This window comes from Streptomyces sp. NPDC003016 (genome assembly GCF_053591455.1).
In genome coordinates this window covers 1-17,431 of the sequence record NZ_JBSFTV010000008.1, presented here as the reverse complement: position 1 = coordinate 17,431, position 17,431 = coordinate 1, and the positions used below count along the sequence as shown (strand labels likewise).

The window sequence follows — 17,431 nt, the reverse complement described above, 5'->3', positions numbered from 1 at the left end:
GCCCACGCTGCCTGACGCCGTACAGCCCGACGCCGTACAGCCCGACGCCGCGCAGCCCGTGCCGCCCCGGAAGCGCGCCAGGCCCGCGAGGGCCCCGAAGCAGGCCGAGGCCACCGAGCCGCCGCAGGCCCCGCAGCCCTTGAAGGCCGCCGAGACCCCGCAGCCGCGCAAGCCCGCCCGGGCCGCCAAGACGGTGAAGCCGGCCAAGACCGCCAGGACGGCCAAGAGCGCCAAGGCCGCCAAGGCACCGCAGGCCCCGGAGCCCGCGGCCGCCGCCGGGCCGCCCGACTCCGCGCCCAAGGCCGCGCAGGACGCCGAGGCCGGCCGCGGCGCCCGCGGGCGTGCGAAGCCGGAGACCGCCGCGGCGCCCGCGGTGAAGCCGGCCAGGGCCACCAGGTCGCGGCGGGCCCCGCAGCCCGGCGCCGCGGACGGGCCGCCCGACTCCGCACCGAAGGCGGCGCAGGACGCCGGGGCCGCCGCGCGCACGAAGCCGCGGCCCGGCCCCCTCGCGCTCGACGACGTCGAGCGGGGCCGGCTGCTCGCCGGGGACCACCACGACCCGCACGGCGTCCTCGGCGCCCACCCGCTCCAGGGCGAAGCCACCGGCGTCGTCCTGCGCGCGCTGCGGCCCTGCGCCCGGGCCGTGACGGTGCTCGCCGCCGGTCACCGCACCCCGCTGCACGACGACGGCGACGGATTCTTCTCCGGCGTACTGCCGCTGGACGCCGTGCCGCCGGAGTACACGCTCCTCGTCACGTACGACGACAACGAGCTGGAGGTGCAGGACCCGTACCGCTTCCTGCCCGCCCTCGGCGAGCTCGATCTGTACCTGATCGGCGAGGGCCGCCACGAGGAGCTGTGGCGGGCGCTCGGCGCGCAGCCGACGGTCCACCAGGGGGTGGCCGGTACCCGCTTCACCGTCTGGGCGCCGAACGCCCGGGGTGTGCGGGTCGTGGGCGACTTCAACTTCTGGGACGGCATCGGTTTCCCGATGCGCTCCCTGGGCTCGTCCGGCATCTGGGAGCTGTTCGTGCCCGGCGTCGGTGAGGGCGCGCTCTACAAGTTCGAGATCATGCGCCCCGACGGCAGCCGTACGATGCGGGCCGACCCGATGGCCCGCCGCACCGAGGTCCCGCCCGCCAACGCGTCGATCGTGACGGCCTCGCACCACGTCTGGAACGACCAGGAGTGGATGGCCCACCGCGCCGACCGGCCGGTGCACGAGGCGCCGTTCTCGGTCTACGAGGTCCATCTCGCGTCCTGGCGGCCCGGCCTGTCGTACCGCGAACTGGCCGAGCAGCTCCCCGCGTACGTGTCCGATCTCGGCTTCACCCACGTCGAACTGATGCCGGTCGCCGAGCACCCCTTCGGCGGATCGTGGGGCTACCAGGTCACCGGCCTGTACGCGCCGACGGCCCGCATGGGCACGCCCGACGACTTCCGCTACCTGGTCGACGCGCTGCACCGGGCCGGCATCGGCGTCATCATGGACTGGGTCCCGGCCCACTTCCCGAAGGACGACTGGGCGCTGGCGCGGTTCGACGGGCCCCACCTGTACGAGCACGAGGACTGGCGGCGCGCCGAGCACCCCGACTGGGGCACGCTCGAATTCGACTACGGGCGCCCCGAGGTGCGCAACTTCCTGGTCGCCAACGCCACGTACTGGTGCGAGGAGTTCCACATCGACGGCCTGCGCGTCGACGCGGTCGCCTCGATGCTCTACCTCGACTACTCGCGCGAGGAGGGCCAGTGGGCGCCGAACGAGTTCGGCGGCCGCGACAACCCGGACGCCGTCGCCTTCCTCCAGGAGATGAACGCGACCGTCTACCGCCGCAACCCCGGCGTCGTGACGATCGCCGAGGAGTCCACCGCCTGGGAGGGCGTCACCCGCCCCACCGACAGCGGCGGCCTCGGCTTCGGCCTGAAGTGGAACATGGGGTGGATGCACGACTCGCTGGTGTACATCAGCAAGGAGCCGGTGCACCGCAAGTACCACCACAACGAGATGACGTTCTCGATGGTGTACGCGTACAGCGAGAACTACGTCCTGCCCATCTCCCACGACGAGGTGGTGCACGGCAAGCAGTCCCTGGTGAGCAAGATGCCGGGCGACTGGTGGCAGCAGCGCGCCACCCACCGCGCGTACCTCGCCTACATGTGGGCGCACCCCGGCAAGCAGCTCCTCTTCATGGGGCAGGAGTTCGCGCAGGGGGCGGAGTGGTCGGAGGGGCACGGCCCCGACTGGTGGCTGCTGGACCCGTCGTACTCGGCGGAGCCGGACCACCGCGGCGTGCGTGACCTGGTCCGCGACCTGAACCAGGTCTACACCGCCACACCGGCCCTGTGGGAGCTGGACACCGTCCCCGACGGCTTCGCGTGGGTGGCGGGCGACGCCGCCGAGGACAACGTCTTCGCGTTCCTGCGCTTCGACGCGCAGAGCGGTCCGCTGCTGGCCGTGTCCAACTTCTCGCCGGTCGTACGGCACGAGTACCGGCTCGGCGTCCCGGACCTCATCCCGGCCTGGACGGAGGTCCTGAACACGGACGAGGCCCGGTACGGCGGCAGCGACGTACGCAACACGGAGCCGGTCAAGCCCGAACCGGCCGGGGCGCACGGGCACCGGTCGAGTCTGCAGCTGACGCTGCCGCCGCTGGCGACGGTGTGGTTCAAGCCGGCCTGACGTCATTCACGACGTGCGCGCGAGCCCTTCCCGCAGGCATGCGGGGAGGGCTCCCGTGTGGACGACGGCGAGGTGCTGCGTGGCCCGGGTCAGGGCCACGTACAGGTCGCCCGCGCCGCGCGGCGATCCGGCGAGGATCCGTCCGGGCTCGACGACGACCACCGTGTCGAACTCCAGGCCCTTCGCCTGCCGCGGGTCGAGGAGCACGACGGACCGGGTGAGGTCGGGCGCGGCGCCGTGCGCGGCGCCGGGGAGGGCGGCGGCCAGCGCCCCGTGCAGCTCCCGGGGGGCCACGACGGCCAGCCGTCCCTCCCGTGGCGCCTCGTCCGCGACCGTTTCGGCGACGGCACGGGCGAGGGCGTCCGGCTCGGTGGCGCGCGCCCGGGGGCGTACACCGGTGGAGCGGACGGAGCCCGGCGGCTCGAAGGCCGGGTCCTGGGCCCGCCGCACACCGGCCGCGACCTCCATGATCTCGGCGGGGGTGCGGTAGTTGACCCCGAGCCGGGTGTAGGCCCAGCGGTCGCCGACGTACGGGCCGAGGATCTGCTGCCAGGAGTCGCAGCCCGCCGCGTCCCCGGTCTGGGCGGGGTCGCCGACCAGGGTCATCGAGCGCGTCGGGGAGCGCCGCATCAGCAGCCGCCAGGCCATCGCGGACAGCTCCTGCGCCTCGTCGACGATGATGTGGCCGAAGGCCCAGGTGCGGTCGGCGGCGGCGCGTTCGGCGGTGCTGCGGTGGTCGGCCTCCTCGTGGCGCTCGGCCATCCGCTCGGCGTCGACGATGTCGTGGGCGCCCAGCACCTCGGACGCGTCCTCGTCGACGTCCTCCTTGTCCTCGAACTCGTAGGTGCGGGAGGCGTACGCCATGTCCAGCACGCCCTGGGCGTAGGCGATGCGCTGCTGCCGCTCGGCCTCCTCGGCCGCCCGCGCGGCCGAGTCGTCCTCGCCGAGCAGTTCGGCGGCCTCGTCGAGGAGCGGTACGTCGGCGGGCGTCCACGCACCGCCGTCGCGCCGGATCAGCCGGGCGTCGGCGTCGGGGAGGTGAACGGGGCCGGCGAGGAAGTCGGCGACCAGCTGCTGGGGGGTGAGCGGTGGCCACAGCGCGTCGATGGCCTCGTGCACTTCACCGCTGAGCGCGACGGCCTTGCCGAGCTGGGCGATGTCGTCGGGCCCGAGGAAGTTGGGGCCGCCGTACGGGTCGTAGCCGATCCGGTCGGCGAGCTGCGCGGTGAGCGCGTCGATGATCCGGAAGGCGAAGTGCGGGCGGGCGAGGTTGTGCGGCAGCCCGGTCTGACGGGCGGCGGCCCGGGCGTCCTCCGCCATCGCCCGGTCCAGCAGCAGCGTGCCGTCGTCGTGCTCGATCTCGACGGCCGGGTCGGGCACGGTCTGCCGGTCCCGTACGAAGCGGTCGAGGGCGTCCGCCATGGCGGCCCGGCCCTTGACCTCGGCCGCCTCGGCGGTGTCGGTTCCGGTGGCGGCGACGCCCGGGAAGAGCTCGCCCACGGTCGCCAGCAGCACTCCGGTCTCGCCGAGCGAGGGCAGCACTTCGCCGATGTAGGAGAGGAAGGCCGGGTTGGGCCCGACGATCAGCACACCGCGGCGGGCGAGCAGGTCCCGGTAGGCGTACAGCAGGTACGCCGCGCGGTGCAGTGCGACGACGGTCTTGCCGGTGCCGGGACCGCCCTCGACGACGAGGACGCCCTGGTGGGACGCGCGGATGATGCGGTCCTGCTCGGCCTGGATGGTCTGCACGATGTCGTGCATCCGCCCCGAGCGCGCCGCGTCCAGCGCGGCGAGCAGCACGGTGTCCGCGGCGGAGCCCTCGTGGCCGGTGCGGGTGGTGTCGGTGAGGTCCAGGATCTCGTCGTGCAGCGCGGTGACGGTGCGGCCCTCGGTGGTGATGTGGCGTCGGCGGCGCAGTCCCATCGGGGAATGCCCGGTCGCGAGATAGAAGGGGCGGGCGATCTCGGCCCGCCAGTCGACGACGAGGGGCGTGCGCTCCGCGTCGTTCTGCCGGATTCCGATACGGCCCATGTGGTACTGGCGCCCGTCCTGGAAGTCGAGCCGCCCGAAACAGAGTCCGCTCTCCTCGGCATGGAATGCGGAGAGCAGCCCGGACTGTTCGGCCACCAGCACATCGCGCTCAAGTTTCGCCTGGTGACCCGTTGCCACCTGCGTCAATGCCGATGTGGCGGTGGCTTCGGCCTCTTCGCGCAGGTCATCGAGGCGCGCGTAGAGCCCGGTGATGAATTCCTGCTCCTTCTGAAATTCCTCGGTTGACAATTGAGCTCGCAACAAGCTAAGCTGTGTTCATACGGCACCTCTGTGACCCGTTTCGCACAAGGTCGCAGAAACGTCCAATATACGCAGCGAAATACCCCGGGTGTCAATTCCCCGGGGTATTTCTTTTGCCCGCGGCAGCCTGGGGCCCGCCGGGCCCGGTTACCTGCCCGCGTCCGCCAGTTCCTGGAGGAGCTTCCGCTTGGGGCGGGCGCCGACCATCTGCTTCACGGGCTCGCCGTCGCGGAAGACGATGAGCGTCGGCGTCGACAGCACGCCGTACCGGATCGTCGTCCCGGGATTGAAGTCCACGTTCAGCTGGACGATCTTGAGGCGGCCGGCCTCCTCCCGGGCCACCTCGCTCAGTACGGGCGCGAGCTGGCGGCACGGGCCGCACCAGTCGGCCGTGAACTGCACGAGGACGGGCCGGTCGCACTTCAGTACGTCCTCGTCGAAGGTCGCGTCCGTGACCGCGTCCACACCCACTGCTTGCACCATCGAAGTCTCCTCAATCCGTCGGTCCGTCGTCCGTCAGTCCGTCAGTTCGCAGCGCGGCTCGGGACCGCCCGGCAGCGCGGCGCCGGCTTCGAGCTCGGCGCGGGCGAGCTGGGTGCCCACCTGGGTGCGTACGGCCTGCAACTGGCCGATCAGCGCGTCGAGTTCGGACAGCTTGCGCCGGTACACCTCCAGCGAGGCCGGGCAGGAGTCCCCCGCCGGATGGCCCGCCCGCAGGCAGTCCACGAAGGGGCGGGTCTCCTCCAGGTCGAACCCGAAGTCCTGAAGGGTCCGGATCTGCTGGAGGAGCCGCAGGTCGTCCTCGCCGTACGTGCGGTAGCCGTTGACCGCGCGCCGGGCGGGGAGGAGCCCGCGGGACTCGTAGTAGCGCAGCGCCCGGGTGGTGGTCCCCGCCCGCTCCGCCAGCTCGCCGATTCGCATGCCCCGACGGTAATCCTTGACGTCGGCGTCAAGGCAAGGGAGGAGGCCGGGGTTCAGCCGTTGAGCTCGAGCTCGAGCACCTCGATTGCGCTCACCCAGTCGTCCGCGCCGTGCCCCTCGGCGATCGCACGGTCGGCGACGGCCTTGACCGCCCCCAGGTGGCCCGTGTCGAGGCCGCGCTCCCGCGACATGTGCGGGAGGTGGTCGACGCTCGCGGTCCGGTGACACCGGCCGGCCGGCAAGTACCGACTCGGAAGTCGGATACTCACCGGCAGGCAGGCAGGCATCGAGGCCAACGGCCAAGGCGGCTGCGGTTGTTCCGCGGGCTGTCGTTCCGCGGGCTGTCGTTCCGCCGCACGGCCGTCCGGCCGGTACGGAAGGGGATTCCGTACCGGCCGGGCCGCCCGCCGCGTCGTGGCGTCGTCACGTCACACGCGCGCCGCCGCCTTTTCGTCGTTCCGCTCCTCCGGCACATCCGGCACGTCGCCGTGCGCGTCGTCGACCAGCGTCTTCTCGTCGAACGGCACCAGACCGGCCAGTACCTGGTCGACCCGCTCCTTGTCGATCTCCTTCGTCCACGTGCCGACCAGCACCGTCGCCACCGCGTTGCCCGCGAAGTTCGTCAGGGCGCGCGCCTCGCTCATGAAGCGGTCGATGCCGACGATCAGGCCGACGCCGTCGACCAGTTCCGGGCGGTGCGACTGGAGGCCGCCGGCCAGGGTGGCCAGTCCGGCCCCGCTGACGCCCGCCGCGCCCTTCGACGCGACGAGGAGGAAGAGGAGGAGCGGGATCTGCTCCCCGACCGACATCGGGTCGCCCATGGCGTCGGCGATGAAGAGCGAGGCCATGGTCATGTAGATCATGGTGCCGTCGAGGTTGAAGGAGTAGCCGGTCGGAACCGTGATGCCGACCACCGGCTTGCTGATGCCCAGGTGCTCCATCTTCGCGATGAGCCGCGGGAGGGCGGACTCGGAGGAGGAGGTGGACAGGATCAGCAGGAACTCACGGCCCAGGTACGCGAAGAACGTGAGGATGTTGAGGCCCGCGACGATGCGCAGCAGCGCGGCGAGCACGATGAAGACGAAGAGGAAACAGGTGACGTAGAAGCCCAGCATGAGTACGGCGAGGCTCTTCAGGGCGTCCAGACCGGCCGAGCCGGTGACGGCCGCGATCGCGCCGAAGGCACCGATCGGCGCCGCCCACATCACCATGCCCAGGATGCGGAAGACAAGCCGCTGGATGTGCTCGACACCGCGCAGAACGGGCTGGCCGGCCGCGCCCATGGCCTGCAGCGCGAAGCCGGCGAGCAGCGCCACCAGAAGGGTCTGGAGGACCTCGCCCGTGGTGAAGGCGGAGATGAACGTGGTCGGGATGATCCCGAGCACGAACTCGACCGTGTCCTTGGCCTCGGCCGCGACCTGGCCCTGCCCCGCCTCCTTGATCGCGTCGGTCACCGCCAGGCTGTCACCGGGGTGCAGCACGTTGCCGACGAGCAGGCCGATGGCGAGCGCGACCAGCGACATCACCGTGAAGTAGCCGAGTGCGATGCCACCCACCGCGCCGACCTTGGCGGCCTTGCGGACCGAGCCGATGCCCAGCACGATCGTGCAGAAGATGATCGGCGAGATCATCATCTTGATCAGATTGACGAAGCCGGTGCCGAGTGGCTTGAGCTCGACGGCCACACCGGGAGCGGCGAAGCCCACCACGATGCCGAGTATCACGGCGGCTATGACGGCGATATACAGATAGTGCGTACGGTCCCGTCCTGCGGCTGTGCCTGCCACGGGGTCCTCCTCGTATGGTGGTGCGACGCCCACGTCCCGATGGGTCCCGGCGACTATCCACCACCCCTGTGACGCCCGTCACCCTTGCGTGCATTACGTTCACAGGTTTTCGGCCAGGCACACTTGCGGCATGCGCCTCCCCCGCCCACGCAGCCTGGCCGGCCAGCTCTTCGCGATGCAGGTCGTGCTGGTGGCGGTGATCGTCGCGGGGTGTGCGGCCTTCGCGTACGTCTCGGACCGGTCACAGGCCGAGGAGACCGCGCGGCGGCAGGTCTTCGCGACCGCCACCGCCGTCGCGAAGTCGCCCGCGGTGATCGAGGCGGCCCGCTCGGACCACCCGACCGGGCTCCTCCAGCCGTACGCCGAGGCGCTCCGCAAGGAGGCCGGCGTCACCTTCGTCACGATCATGGCGCCGGACGGCACGCGCTGGACGCACCCGGAGGCGCAGGAGATCGGCAGGACGTACCTGGGGCACACGGGGCCGGCCCTGGCGGGCCGCACCTTCGACGAGACGTACGTGGGGGTACTGGGGCGGTCGGTGCGCGTGGTGGCGCCGGTACGGGACACCGAGGCCCGCGGCGGGCGGATCATCGGGCTCGTCAGCGCCGGCATCACCATCGAGACCATCAGCGCGCAGGTGCGGCAGCAGGTGGCGGCGCTGCTCGGCGTGGCGTCGGGGGCGCTGGCCCTCGGCGGAGCCGGTACGTACGTCATCAACGCCCGGCTGCGGCGGCACACGCACGGCATGAACGCCGCCGAACTGAGCCGCATGCACGACTATCACCAGGCCGCGCTGCACGCCGTACGCGAGGGGCTGCTGATGCTGGACGGACGTCAGCGCATCGCGCTGATCAACGACGGCGGGCGCGAACTGCTCGGCCTCGGGCCGGACGCGGTCGGCCGCCCGGTGGCCGAAACGGACCTCCCCGAGCCGCTCACGGCGGCGCTGCTGGCCCCCGGGCCGCGCGTCGACGAGGTGCACCTGACGGCGGACCGGGTGATCGTCGTCAACAGCTCGCCGGTCAGCGGCGGGGAGCAGCGCGGCACGGTCGTGACCCTGCGCGACCACACCGAACTCCAGGCGCTGTCCGGCGAGCTGGACTCGGAGCGGGGCTTCACGCAGGCGCTGCGCTCGCAGGCCCACGAGGCGGCGAACCGGCTGCACACGGTCGTCTCCCTCATCGAACTCGGCCGCGCGGACGAGGCGGTGGAGTTCGCCACGGCGGAACTGGAGCTGGCCCAGGCCCTCACCGACCAGGTCGTCGGCGCGGTCGGCGAGCCGGTGCTCGCGGCGCTGCTGCTGGGCAAGGCGGCGCAGGCGAACGAGCGGGGCGTGGCGCTCGTACTGGACGAGGACAGCCGGATCGACGACGGGTTGCTGCCCGGTACGCTGCCGGCCCGGGACCTGGTGACGATCCTGGGCAACCTGATCGACAACGCGGTGGACGCGGCGCAGGGCAGCAACGGCGCACGGGTCACGGTCACGGCCCGCACCGAACGGAGCGGCGGCGGCGGCAGCGGCAGCGGCAGCGGCAGCGGCAGCGGCAGCGGCAGCGGCAGCGGCGTCGAACTGCTGCTGCGCGTGGCCGACACCGGGCCGGGGGTGGCGCCCGCGTCGGCCGACGCGGTCTTCGCCCGCGGCTGGTCGACGAAGAGCGCGGGGCGCGGACTGGGGCTGGCGCTGGTGCGCCAGGCGGTGCACCGGGGCGGCGGCACGGTGGCACTGGCCGAAGCTCACGGGGGCGGCGCGCAGTTCACGGTACGGCTGCCGCTGCGCGTGGCGGCGGAGAAAGAGGAAGAGAAGGGGACACGGGTATGACGCGGCAGAGCTTTTCTTCCCCCGCCCCTCCTCCTCTTCTTCCCCCTCCTTCCACCGCCCCGCGACCGGAGACGGCCCCATGAACCCGCCCCCCATCCGCGTCCTCGTCGTCGAGGACGACCCCGTCGCCGCCGGCGCCCACGCGCTGTACGTCGGCCGCGTGCCCGGTTTCTCCGTGGCCGGGGTCGCCCGTTCCCGGGCGGAGGCGGTGCGGGCGCTCGACCGGGAACCCGTCGGCCTGCTCCTCCTCGACCTCTACCTGCCCGACGGACACGGCCTCCAGCTCGTACGTTCGCTGCGCGGCGCCGGCCACACCGCCGACGTCATCGCCGTCACCTCGGCCCGCGACCTGGCCGTCGTACGCGAAGGCGTGTCCCTCGGCGTCGTCCAGTACGTCCTGAAGCCCTTCACCTTCGCCACCCTGCGCGACCGCCTCGTCCGCTACGCCGAGTTCCGGGCGGCCGCCGGTGAGGCCAGCGGCCAGGACGAGGTGGACCGGGCGCTCGCCGCCCTGCGCGCTCCCCAGCCCGCCGCCCTTCCCAAGGGGCTCAGCGCCCCGACGCTGGAGGCGGTGACCCGTACCCTGCGCGGCGCACCGGACGGCATCACCGCGACGACGGCCGCCGCCGAGGTCGGGATCTCGCGGATCACCGCCCGCCGCTACCTGGAGCACCTGGTCGCGACGGGCCGCGCCGAGCGCAGTCCGCAGTACGGGCAGATCGGCCGCCCGGAGCTGTACTACCGGTGGACCACCGCGCGCTGAAGGACCGCGCCGGTTCCCTTCCGCGGGATCGTAGGACGTTCCTACGAGTTGTGATGTTGGGGGAACGCACCGTAGTCGCCGTGGCCCCGCCCTCCGTACGGTGTGCCCGTGCACCCCACTCCGCCTTTCAACGCCCCCGCCGCGCGCCGCCTGCGCGAAGCCCTGGGAATGGCACCCGGCCACGTCGCCTACGGGCTGCGTGCGCAGTACGGGCTGAACATCGGCCCCGACCTGGTCACCGCCTGGGAGCGAGGGCTGCGCGCGCCCGACTCGCAGGAGATCACCGCGCTCGCCGGAGTCCTGTGGTGTTCGGTCGGCGACCTGCTCGCCACCCCCACCACGCTGCGCGAACACCGGATGGCCCGGGGCCTCGGGGTGCCCGACCTGGCACGGCTGGTGGGCCTGGACGAGGGCGCGTACCAGCGGATGGAGGACGCGGGGCGGTGGCGCGGCAACGAACGGCAGTCGGCGGCGCTCGCCGACGTGCTCGGCCTTTCGGCGAAGCAGTTCCTCACGGCGACGGGCCGCGACGAGGACCTGGCGCAGGTGCTGCGCAGCGCGGTGACGACGCGTTGGCAGGCGTACGTACGCCCGACGGCGAAGCTGGTCCCGCTGGAGCGGAAGCAGGTGGAGGACGCGCTCCAGCGGCTGCACGCCGACTACCAGTCGCGGATGGTGGCGACGCTGAGCTGGGGCGGCGGTGATGCGGGGGACGGTGCGGCGGGCCGGGAGTTCCTGGACGGGATCGTCAGCCGTTTCTGGCAGCTGGTGCGCTGAGGGGCGGGGCGAACCCGAGAACGGCCGGGCGGCCCCGGCCGGCCAGAAGGAGCCGGCCGGGGCCGCCCGGTGCGCGGCGGAACGCGCGAAGCGCGCGAGTGGCGCGGCTAGAAGACGGATTCCGCCTCGTACATCCGCTTCTCCGGCACTGTCTTCAGCTCCTCGACGCCCACAGCCAGCGGCACCGTCGTGATCTCGGTGCCGGTCAGCGCCGTCATCTTGCCGAAGTCGCCCCGGTGCACCGCCTCCACCGCGTGCCAGCCGAAGCGGGTCGCGAGGACGCGGTCGTACGCCGTCGGGGTGCCGCCGCGCTGCACGTGGCCGAGGATGACCGGCCGGGCCTCCTTGCCGAGCCGCTTCTCCAGCTCGCTCGCGAGCCGGTTGCCGATGCCGGTGAAGCGCTCGTGCCCGAACTGGTCGATGGCGCCCTTCTCGTACGGCATGGAGCCCTCGGCCGGACGCGCGCCTTCCGCGATGCACACGACCGCGAACTTCTTGCCGCGCGCGAAGCGTTCCTCGACCATCTTCACCAGGTCGTCGACCTGGAAGGGGCGCTCGGGCAGGCAGATGCCGTGCGCACCGCCCGCCATCCCGGACTCCAGCGCGATCCACCCCGCGTGCCGGCCCATGACCTCCACGACCATGACGCGCTGGTGGGACTCCGCGGTGGTCTTCAGACGGTCTATGGCCTCGGTCGCGACACCGACGGCCGTGTCGAAGCCGAAGGTGCGGTCGGTGCCGTTGATGTCGTTGTCGATGGTCTTGGGTACGCCGACGACCGGCATCCCCGCGTCCGACAGCATCCGGGACGCGGTGAGCGTGCCCTCGCCGCCGATCGGGATCAGCGCGTCGATGCCGGTGCGCTCCGACAGCTCGTGCCAGTTCTCGGCCGCTTCGCGCAGCCGGTTGCGCTCCAGGCGCGCGGAACCGAGGATCGTACCGCCGCGGGAGAGGATGCCGCTGACGGCGTTGAGGTCGAGCGGGCGGTAATGGCCGTCGAGCAGGCCCTTGAAACCGTCCTCGAACCCGATGACTTCGTCGCCGTGACCTGCCACGGCACGGTGCACGACCGACCGGATCACTGCGTTCAGCCCCGGGCAGTCTCCGCCTGCGGTGAGAACTCCGATACGCATCGTGCTGTGTCTCCTGCTCGCTAGTGGTACATGTGAGCCAGAACCCGATTGTTTCACGGCTCGCATGGGCTCCGCGCTTCCGGCTACTCCGGATCACAAGGCCCGGACAGGGCCTCGCCGGGGCACCGCGCGGCCGTAGCACAGCCGCCGCAAAACCGTCGTACAGCCCGTGCGGGGCCTTCGGTTCCGGGCCTCACAACCCCCTCGCCCGGCGGGCGCCCTATCCACCCGCACAGGTATTGTCAAGAGGGCAAGACCACCCTAACTGGACGGAGAGCACACGTGACGCGCAGCGTGTACGTGACCGGGATCGACCGGGGAGACGGCCGGCAGGTCATCGAGCTGGGAGTCATGGAGCTCCTGACGCGCCAGGTGGACCGGGTGGGCGTGTTCCGCCCCCTGGTCCACGACGGGCCCGACCGGCTCTTCGACCTGCTGCGCGCCCGGTACCGGCTGTCGCAGGACCCGGCGACCGGGTACGGCATGTACTACCAGGAGGCGGCGGCCCTCCAGGCCGAGAAGGGCACCGACGAGCTGGTGTCCCGCATCGTCGACCGCTTCCACCGGGTGGCGCGGGACTACGAGGTCGTCCTGGTGCTCGGTACGGACTTCGCCGACACCCAGCTGCCCGACGAGCTGGCCCTGAACGCCCGCCTCGCCAACGAGTTCGGCGCCTCGGTCATCCCGGTGGTCGGCGGCAGGAAGCAGCCCGCCGACGCGGTGCGCGCCGAGACCCGCAACGCGTACCGCGCGTACGAGGCCCTGGGCTGCCAGGTCCTCGCGATGGTGGCCAACCGCGTCGCCCCGGCCGACCGCGCGGAGGTCGCCGAGCGCCTGGAGGCCCGCCTCCCGGTGCCCTGCTACGTCCTGCCGGACGAGCCGGCGCTGTCCGCCCCCACGGTCGCCCAGATCACCCACGCCCTCGGCGGCAGGGTGCTGCTCGGCGACGACTCGGGCCTGGCGCGCGACGCCCTGGACTTCGTCTTCGGCGGCGCGATGCTGCCGAACTTCCTGAACGCCCTGACCCCCGGCTGCCTCGTCGTGACCCCGGGCGACCGCGCGGACCTGGTGGTGGGCGCGCTCGCCGCGCACAGCGCCGGAACCCCGCCCATAGCAGGCGTACTCCTCACCCTCGACGAGCGCCCCGGCGCCGAAGTCCTCACCCTCGCCTCGCGCCTGGCCCCCGGCACCCCGGTGGTCTCGGTGCCCGGGGGCTCCTTCCCCACCGCGACCGAGCTCTTCACCCTGGAGGGCAAGCTCAACGCCGCGACCCCCCGCAAGGCGGAGACCGCGCTCGGCCTCTTCGAGCGGTACGTCGACACCGCCGACCTGCTGGAGCGGATGGCGGTGGCCCGCAGCGGCCGTGTCACGCCGATGATGTTCGAGCACGAGCTGCTGGAGCGGGCCCGGTCCGACCGCCGCCGCGTCGTGCTGCCCGAGGGCACCGAGGAGCGCGTGCTGCGCGCCGCCGACGTGCTGCTGCGCCGCGACGTGTGCGACCTGACGCTGCTCGGTGACGTCGACGTCCTGCGCAAGAAGGCCGCCGACCTGGGCATCGACCTCACGAAGACCCAGCTCATCGACCCGCAGACCTCCGAGCTGCGCGGCCGCTTCGCGGAGTCGTACGCGATGCTGCGCGCCCACAAGGGCGTCAGCGTGGAGCTGGCGTACGACGTGGTGGCCGACGTCAACTACTTCGGCACGATGATGGTCCACGAGGGCCTGGCCGACGGCATGGTGTCGGGCTCGGTGCACTCCACCGCCGCGACCATCCGTCCCGCCTTCGAGATCATCAAGACCAAGCCGGACGCCAGGATCGTCTCGTCGGTCTTCTTCATGCTGCTCGCCGACAGGGTGCTGGTGTACGGCGACTGCGCGGTCAACCCGGACCCGGACGCCGTGCAGCTCGCGGACATCGCCGTCCAGTCGGCGGCCACGGCCGGGAAGTTCGGCGTGGCCCCGCGGATCGCGATGCTGTCGTACTCGACCGGCTCCTCCGGCACCGGCGCGGACGTCGACAAGGTGCGCGAGGCCACCGAGCTGGTGCGCGCCACCCGCCCCGACCTGCTGGTCGAGGGGCCGATCCAGTACGACGCCGCGGTCGAGCCGTCCGTGGCCGCCACCAAGCTGCCCGGCTCCGAGGTCGCGGGCCAGGCGTCGGTGCTGATCTTCCCGGACCTGAACACCGGCAACAACACCTACAAGGCCGTCCAGCGCTCGGCCGGCGCCGTCGCCGTCGGCCCGGTGCTCCAGGGCCTGAACAAGCCGGTCAACGACCTCTCGCGCGGCGCCCTGGTCCAGGACATCGTCAACACGGTCGCCATCACGGCGATCCAGGCCCAGGGCGAGACCGCATGACGTCCGCGCCCATCCCTCCGAGCCAAGAAAGCACCGCACCCGTGACTGCTGCCACGCGCGTCCTCGTCCTCAACTCCGGCTCCTCGTCGGTGAAGTACCAGCTGCTCGACATGCGCGACCACACGCGTCTGGCCGTCGGCCTGGTCGAGCGGATCGGCGAGGAGACCTCGCGCCTGGTGCACACCCCGCTGACCGGTGCCGGCGGCGACGGCGAGAAGCGCGAGCGCACCGGCCCGATCGCCGACCACGCGGCCGCGCTGGAGGCCGTCGCCGGGGAACTCTCGCGCGACGGGCTCGGCGTGGACTCCCCCGCGCTGGCCGCCATCGGCCACCGGGTGGTGCACGGCGGCCTGAAGTTCAGCGCGCCGACCGTGATCACCGACGAGGTGCTGAAGGAGATCGAGCGGCTCGTCCCGGTCGCCCCGCTGCACAACCCGGCGAACATCACCGGCATCCGCACGGCGCGGGAGCTGCGTCCCGACCTGCCGCAGGTCGCCGTCTTCGACACGGCCTTCCACACGACGATGCCGGAGTCCGCGGCCCGGTACGCGATCGACGTCGAGACCGCCGACGCCCACCGCATCCGCCGCTACGGCTTCCACGGCACCTCGCACGCGTACGTCTCCCGCGAGACGGCCAGGCTGCTGGGGAAGGACCCCTCCGAGGTCAACGTCATCGTGCTGCACCTGGGCAACGGCGCCTCGGCGACCGCCGTGCGGGGCGGGGAGTGCGTGGACACCTCGATGGGGCTGACGCCCTTGGAGGGGCTCGTGATGGGTACGCGCTCCGGTGACATCGATCCGGCGGTGACGTTCCACCTCATGCGGGTCGCCGGGATGTCCGCCGACGAGGTCGACGTACTGCTCAACAAGAAGAGCGGTCTGGTCGGCCTGTGCGGCGACAACGACATGCGGGAGATACGCCGCCGTATCGACGAGGGCGACGAGCGGGCGCGGCTGGCTTTCGATATCTACATCCACCGGCTGAAGAAGTACATCGGTGCCTATTACGCCGTTCTGGGCCGGGTCGACGCGGTGGCGTTCACGGCGGGAGTCGGCGAGAACGCGGCGCCGGTGCGCGCGGCCGCTATCGCGGGCCTGGAGGAAATGGGTCTGGCGGTGGACGCCGATCTCAACGCCGTACGGGCGGATTCGGCGCGGGTGATCTCGCCGGAGTACGCCCGGGTCGCGGTCGCCGTCGTACCGACCGACGAGGAATTGGAAATCGCCCGGCAGGCGTATGCATTGGTCAACGCCTGAGCGGCCTCCCGCCCATTTGTACATTCCACCAGACGGAATATTCCGCAGCGAAACAAACCGATAGGATCCGCCTCATGCGCCGTTCCAAAATCGTTTGCACACTGGGTCCCGCCGTCGACTCCCACGACCAGCTTGTGGCTCTGATCGAGGCAGGCATGAGCGTGGCCCGCTTCAACTTCAGCCACGGCACCCACGCCGAGCACCAGGGCCGGTACGACCTGGTCCGCAAGGCCGCCGAGGAGACGGGCCGCGCGGTGGGCGTGCTCGCCGACCTCCAGGGCCCGAAGATCCGGCTGGCGAAGTTCGCCGAGGGGCCGGTCGAACTGGTCCGCGGGGACGAGTTCGTCATCACCGCCGAGGACGTACCGGGCGACAAGTCGATCTGCGGCACGACCTACAAGGGTCTGCCCGGCGACGTCTCCAAGGGCGACCCGATCCTGATCAACGACGGCAACGTCGAGCTCAAGGTCGTCTCGGTCGAGGGCCCGCGGGTCCACACCATCGTGATCGAGGGCGGTGTGGTCTCCGACCACAAGGGCATCAACCTGCCCGGCGCGGCGGTCAACGTCCCGGCCCTGTCGGAGAAGGACGTCGATGACCTGCGCTTCGCCCTGCGGATGGGCTGCGACATGGTCGCGCTGTCCTTCGTGCGCGACGCCGACGACGTCAAGGACGTCCACAAGGTGATGGACGAGGAGGGCCGCCGGGTCCCCGTCATCGCCAAGGTGGAGAAGCCGCAGGCCGTCGAGCACATGGAGGGCGTCGTCATGGCGTTCGACGGTGTGATGGTCGCCCGCGGCGACCTGGCCGTCGAGTATCCGCTCGAAAAGGTCCCGATGGTGCAGAAGCGCCTCATCGAGCTGTGCCGCCGCAACGCCAAGCCGGTGATCGTCGCGACCCAGATGATGGAGTCGATGATCACCAACTCGCGTCCGACGCGCGCCGAGGCGTCCGACGTCGCCAACGCGATCCTGGACGGCGCGGACGCGGTCATGCTGTCCGCGGAGTCCTCGGTCGGGGCGTACCCGATCGAGACGGTCAAGACGATGTCGAAGATCGTCGTCGCGGCCGAGGAGGAGCTGCTCTCCAAGGGGCTCCAGCCGCTGGTCCCCGGCAAGAAGCCCCGTACGCAGGGCGGTTCGGTCGCCCGCGCGGCCGCCGAGATCGCGGACTTCCTGAACGGCAAGGCGCTGGTCGCCTTCACCAAGTCCGGCGACACGGCCCGCCGGCTCTCGCGCTACCGCGCGGCCCAGCCGATCCTGGCCTTCACGACCGACGTCGGCACCCGCAACCAGCTCGCGCTGAGCTGGGGCGTCGAGTCCTTCGTCGTCCCGCACGTGGACAACACCGACGCGATGGTGGAGCTGGTGGACGCCGAGCTGCTCAAGCTCCAGCGCTACAACAACGGCGACACCATGGTCATCACCGCCGGCTCGCCCCCCGGCATCCCCGGCACCACCAACATGGTCCGGGTGCACCACCTGGGCGGCGGCAGCGAGCGCGACTGAGCGGCCGAGGCCGTCCGCTTCCGCGGCACGTGAACGGCGGTGGCCCGTTCCCCGGTCGTCTCGACCGGCACTGCCGGCAGACGCTGCAGCGGCCCCGTCAGCGCAGCGCCACAGACAGCGCAGGCGAACACGGT

Annotated in this window: 13 protein-coding genes; 7 read left to right on the top strand and 6 right to left on the bottom strand. The window is 71.9% G+C overall.

The genetic code is table 11. The annotated features are described in order from the left end of the window. Positions 1-58 precede the first annotated feature (58 nt). On the top strand, positions 59-2,680 hold the full coding sequence (glgB, locus tag ACWDZ4_RS08765; RefSeq protein ID WP_451507857.1) for a 1,4-alpha-glucan branching enzyme: 2,622 nt from the start codon (positions 59-61) through the stop codon (positions 2,678-2,680). A 6-nt stretch (positions 2,681-2,686) separates the two neighbouring features. Here the strand turns inward: glgB and ACWDZ4_RS08760 are convergent, their stop codons facing one another. The 5 genes from ACWDZ4_RS08760 to ACWDZ4_RS08740 form a co-directional block, all read right to left on the bottom strand. Next, positions 2,687-4,960 (bottom strand): HelD family protein, encoded by a 2,274-nt coding sequence (locus tag ACWDZ4_RS08760; RefSeq protein WP_451507711.1) that lies wholly within the window; start codon positions 4,958-4,960, stop codon positions 2,687-2,689. 159 nt (positions 4,961-5,119) lie between these two features. Then, entirely contained in the window at positions 5,120-5,455 is a 336-nt protein-coding gene (trxA, locus tag ACWDZ4_RS08755) for a thioredoxin (protein ID WP_451507710.1), read from the bottom strand. Between the two features lie 33 nt (positions 5,456-5,488). Further along, complete coding sequence (locus tag ACWDZ4_RS08750; protein ID WP_451507709.1) at positions 5,489-5,893, bottom strand: MerR family transcriptional regulator; 405 nt, start codon at positions 5,891-5,893, stop codon at positions 5,489-5,491. Positions 5,894-5,946: 53 nt separating this feature from the next. After that, positions 5,947-6,135, bottom strand: a complete 189-nt coding sequence (locus ACWDZ4_RS08745) for an imine reductase family protein (RefSeq protein ID WP_451507708.1) — start codon at positions 6,133-6,135, stop codon at positions 5,947-5,949. A 186-nt stretch (positions 6,136-6,321) separates the two neighbouring features. Then, positions 6,322-7,680, bottom strand: coding sequence for a cation:dicarboxylate symporter family transporter (locus ACWDZ4_RS08740; protein WP_451507707.1), 1,359 nt, complete (start codon positions 7,678-7,680; stop codon positions 6,322-6,324). 130 nt (positions 7,681-7,810) lie between these two features. Between ACWDZ4_RS08740 and ACWDZ4_RS08735 the strand changes: the two genes are divergently transcribed. The 3 genes from ACWDZ4_RS08735 (at position 7,811) to ACWDZ4_RS08725 (ending at position 11,039) form a co-directional block, all read left to right on the top strand. Beyond that, positions 7,811-9,499 carry a sensor histidine kinase gene (locus ACWDZ4_RS08735; protein WP_451507706.1) on the top strand — a complete coding sequence of 563 codons (1,689 nt, stop codon included), beginning with the start codon at positions 7,811-7,813 and terminating at the stop codon, positions 9,497-9,499. A 79-nt stretch (positions 9,500-9,578) separates the two neighbouring features. Further along, on the top strand, positions 9,579-10,262 hold the full coding sequence (locus tag ACWDZ4_RS08730; RefSeq protein WP_451507705.1) for a response regulator: 684 nt from the start codon (positions 9,579-9,581) through the stop codon (positions 10,260-10,262). Between the two features lie 102 nt (positions 10,263-10,364). Further along, a complete protein-coding gene (locus ACWDZ4_RS08725) occupies positions 10,365-11,039 on the top strand; it encodes a helix-turn-helix domain-containing protein (RefSeq protein ID WP_451507704.1) in 675 nt (224 codons plus the stop codon). A gap of 107 nt (positions 11,040-11,146) precedes the next feature. Here ACWDZ4_RS08725 and ACWDZ4_RS08720 read toward each other — a convergent pair whose 3' ends face one another. Continuing rightward, positions 11,147-12,172, bottom strand: a complete 1,026-nt coding sequence (locus ACWDZ4_RS08720) for an ATP-dependent 6-phosphofructokinase (protein WP_451507703.1) — start codon at positions 12,170-12,172, stop codon at positions 11,147-11,149. A gap of 282 nt (positions 12,173-12,454) precedes the next feature. Here ACWDZ4_RS08720 and pta point away from each other — a divergent pair, with 282 nt between their 5' ends. From pta to pyk, 3 genes are all read left to right on the top strand, one after another. Beyond that, the gene (gene pta / locus ACWDZ4_RS08715; RefSeq protein WP_451507702.1) at positions 12,455-14,530 is read left to right on the top strand and encodes a phosphate acetyltransferase; all 2,076 of its coding nucleotides are present in this window, start codon (positions 12,455-12,457) and stop codon (positions 14,528-14,530) included. Further along, on the top strand, positions 14,527-15,789 hold the full coding sequence (locus ACWDZ4_RS08710; protein ID WP_451507701.1) for an acetate kinase: 1,263 nt from the start codon (positions 14,527-14,529) through the stop codon (positions 15,787-15,789). Before pta ends, ACWDZ4_RS08710 begins: the two co-directional genes overlap by 4 nt. A 74-nt stretch (positions 15,790-15,863) precedes the next feature. Beyond that, positions 15,864-17,297, top strand: coding sequence for a pyruvate kinase (gene pyk, locus ACWDZ4_RS08705; RefSeq protein ID WP_451507700.1), 1,434 nt, complete (start codon positions 15,864-15,866; stop codon positions 17,295-17,297). Positions 17,298-17,431: the final 134 nt, after the last annotated feature.